Origin of the sequence: Pseudomonas meliae (genome assembly GCF_001400515.1) — a bacterium.
GTDB classification, from domain to species: domain Bacteria; phylum Pseudomonadota; class Gammaproteobacteria; order Pseudomonadales; family Pseudomonadaceae; genus Aquipseudomonas; species Aquipseudomonas amygdali.
This window is the reverse complement of record NZ_LJQT01000101.1, coordinates 1-3,751: the sequence shown is the minus strand read 5'-3', so window position 1 is coordinate 3,751 and position 3,751 is coordinate 1. Positions and strand designations below refer to the sequence as shown.

At 57.0% G+C, this 3,751-nt stretch carries 3 protein-coding genes; 1 reads left to right on the top strand and 2 read right to left on the bottom strand.

The genetic code is table 11. From position 1 onward, the window contains the following. Positions 1–90 precede the first annotated feature (90 nt). Positions 91–1,314: a CaiB/BaiF CoA transferase family protein gene (locus ALO64_RS04710; RefSeq protein WP_174517432.1), complete on the bottom strand. Its 1,224-nt coding sequence runs from the start codon at positions 1,312–1,314 to the stop codon at positions 91–93. A gap of 9 nt (positions 1,315–1,323) precedes the next feature. Continuing rightward, a complete protein-coding gene (locus ALO64_RS04705) occupies positions 1,324–2,505 on the bottom strand; it encodes an acyl-CoA dehydrogenase (protein ID WP_044345678.1) in 1,182 nt (393 codons plus the stop codon). A 155-nt stretch (positions 2,506–2,660) separates the two neighbouring features. Between ALO64_RS04705 and ALO64_RS04700 the strand changes: the two genes are divergently transcribed. Further along, complete coding sequence (locus tag ALO64_RS04700) at positions 2,661–3,569, top strand: LysR family transcriptional regulator (protein ID WP_044345680.1); 909 nt, start codon at positions 2,661–2,663, stop codon at positions 3,567–3,569. Positions 3,570–3,751 lie beyond the last annotated feature (182 nt).

The following is a 3,751-nucleotide window of genomic DNA, read 5'->3' as shown; positions in this document are numbered from 1 at the left end:
TCAACCGTTAATTTCAAAAACATCGAAATTACCCATTAAGGCCCTGTAGCTATATCGAAAAGCCCTTCGCAAACGCTTTCTTCTATATAGCTACAAGACCCCAGACTTGCGCAGCGCTGCAACCTCTTCACACTCAAGCCCTAATAGCTCTTGAAGCACTTGCGCCGTGTGCTCGCCCAACAAAGGAGGCGCCCTTCTATATTCGACTGGCGTTTCCGATAGCCTGATCGGACTGGCGACCTGCGGAACGCGCCCGCCCAACGCGTGCGGCATCTCTATAGCAAGCCCCCGCGCCATAACCTGCGGATCCGCAAATACTTGAGCAAGATCATTGACCGGGCCGCACGGCACGCCAGCCGCATCAAGTTCGTCAACCCACTGGGCGGTGGTCTTGAACACGGTAGCCTGACGAATCAACGGAATCAGTTCGGCACGATGAGCCACGCGCAGCTTGTTGGTCAGGAAGCGCGAATCATCAGCCCACTGTGGCTGCCCCGCCACTTCGGCAAACCTTCTGAACTGGCTGTCATTCCCCACAGTCAGGATCAGGTCGCCATCGGCTGTAGGAAAAGCCTGATACGGCACTATATTGGGATGAGCATTGCCCAAGCGCCTGGGCGCAACGCCCGTGGTCAGGTAGTTCATGGCCTGATTAGCCAGACACGCCACCTGCACATCGAGCAGCGCCATATCAATGTATTGCCCTGTATTGCTTTGATCGCGATGAGCAAGGGCGGCGAGAATGGCCGTTGTCGAATACAGACCTGTCAGGATGTCGGTCAGCGCAACGCCAACTTTCGCCGGGCCCGCGCCCTCCTCACCGTCCGGCAGACCGGTTAGGCTCATCAGGCCGCCAAGTGCCTGGATCATGAAATCGTAACCCGGACGCGTCGCATACGGCCCGCTCTGACCGAAACCGGTAATGGAGCAATAGATCAGACGTGGATTAACAGCCTTGAGCGATTCGTAATCCAGACCATAAGACGCCAACCCGCCAACCTTGAAGTTCTCGATGACAATATCCGACTTCGCCGCCAGCTCCCGTACCAGCTTCTGCCCTTCCGGCCGCGTGAAGTCGATGGTGATTGACTGCTTGTTGCGATTGGCCGACAGGTAGTAAGCAGCCTCGGTGGTGTTCTGCCCGGCCGCGTCCTGAAGAAATGGCGGACCCCACGAACGAGTGTCATCGCCACATCCTGGTCGCTCGACCTTGATGACGTCAGCCCCCAGGTCAGCAAGGATCTGCCCGGCCCAAGGCCCGGCCAGGACCCTGGACAAGTCGAGCACCCGGATATGTGAAAGCGCCCCCATGATCAGCCCTCCTTAATAGAAGGCCTGAATGCCGGTCTGCGCACGCCCTAGAATCAACGCGTGCACATCGTGCGTACCTTCATAGGTATTCACTACTTCCAGATTGACCAGATGCCTGGCGATGCCGAACTCGTCCGAGATACCGTTACCGCCCAGCATGTCGCGAGCCATGCGCGCGATATCCAGCGACTTGCCGCAGGAATTGCGCTTCATGATCGAGGTAATCTCTATGGCAGCCGTACCTTCGTCTTTCATGCGTCCCAAACGCAGGCAGCCTTGCAGCGCCAGAGTGATTTCAGTCTGCATGTCCGCCAGCTTTTTCTGGATCAGCTGATTGGCCGCCAGCGGACGCCCAAACTGTTGACGGTCGAGGGTGTATTGCCGCGCGGTGTGCCAGCAGAACTCCGCCGCACCCAGCGCGCCCCAGGAAATACCGTAGCGCGCAGAATTGAGACAGGTGAACGGACCTTTCAGACCGCGCACGTCCGGGAAGATGTTTTCTTCAGGCACGAACACGTTATCCATGACGATCTCGCCAGTGATCGACGCACGCAGACCGACCTTGCCATGAATAGCCGGGGCGCTCAGACCTGCCCAGCCCTTTTCGAGAACGAAACCGCGGATATCGCCAGCATCGTCCTTGGCCCACACCACAAACACATCCGCGATCGGGCTGTTGGTAATCCACATCTTGCTGCCGCTCAGGCGATAACCACCCTCGACACTCCGGGCACGAGTGATCATCGCCCCTGGGTCTGAACCATGGTTGGGCTCGGTCAGGCCGAAGCAGCCAATCCATTCGCCCGAGGCCAGTTTAGGCAGGTACTTCTCTTTCTGGGCCTGCGTACCGAATTCATTGATTGGCACCATGACCAGCGAGGACTGCACACTCATCATTGATCGATAGCCTGAATCGATACGCTCGACTTCACGGGCGATCAGCCCATAACAGACGTAATTCAAGCCACTGCCGCCAAACGCTTCCGGAATCGTTGCACCCAGCAACCCCACTTCGCCCATCTCGCGAAAGATGGCCGGGTCGGTTTTCTCGTGACGGAAGGCTTCAAGCACGCGCGGGGCCAGCTTGCTCTGGGCGAACTGCTCGGCAGTGTCGCGAACCATGCGTTCTTCTTCAGTGAGCTGTTGATCCAGCAGCAATGGGTCGATCCAGTTAAAACTTGCTTTACCGCTCATGCATGTTCCTCACGTTCAGCTGAAAAATCCTGTAACGATCCTAGTCCTGGTGTCATCCGGAGACAAACGAGGTTTTATCAACCTCTTGTGCTAATTTCTCACTCCAAGAGCCGCATCAGGCCCGCATAACAAAAAGACCAGTGAGAAGAAAGGATATGAGACGCAAAATACCCAGCACCACTGCACTGGTCAGTTTCGAAGCAGCTGCCCGACACGAAAGCTTTACCAAAGCCGCTCACGAGCTGTCCCTGACACAAGGCGCGGTGTGCCGACAGATTGGCGGACTTGAGGAGTTTCTCGGCGTTAAGCTGTTCCGGCGCTCTCGACGGGGTGTGAAGCTCACGGAGGCAGGCCTTTCCTACAGCCGCCGCGTGGCCCAGCAACTGGACGCAGTCGAGCGTGACACCCTGTCGGTCATGGGCCAACAAGGCGCCAACGCCATCGAGCTCGCCGTGGTGCCGACGTTCGGCACTCAATGGCTGTTGCCACGCCTTAAGGACTTCCAGCACAAGCACCCTGATGTCACGGTTCACCTGACCAACCGCACGCGCCCTTTTCTGTTTGCTGACACCGACTTCGATGCTGCTATCTATTTCGGCGACGCCGACTGGTCCGGCACCCAGTCGCATCGGCTGATGGGTGAAAACTCCATGCCGGTCTGCAGCCCCTCGTTCCTGAACGGGCGAGACCATCTGCAAGCAAGCGAGCTCGCCGAGCTGCCATTGCTTCAACAAACCACGCGCCCCTATGCGTGGCGCCAATGGTTCAACGCGCAGGGCATGGATGTGGCCCGCGATATGACCGGCCCTCGCTACGAGCTGTTTTCGATGCTTGCGCAGGCAGCCATGCACGACATGGGTGTGGCACTGATCCCGCCCTTCCTTATTCAGCGCGAACTGCATGAAAAGCGCCTGGTGATCGCCAACGCCTGTTCGCTGTCCAGCAGCAAGGCCTACCACCTGATTATTCCCGAGCGCAAAGTGGAATCGGCGTCACTCAGCGCATTTCGCGACTGGCTGGTCGCTCAGGCCCGGAATTACCAGCTGCCCCAAGAGCAGATCTGAGCAGCATTTCAGGTAGTCAATGAAAGAAAACACCTACAGATGTAACCTTATGTCGCGTTAAAACAACTTCTCGCTCGCCGCAAAAAAAGGACTTACCCCCTAATAGTTACAGGGTCTTTTGTCCTATTTTGGCTTGAATGCGAGATTTTCGAGCAAAAAAATATTAAGAGGGTGTAGACAAA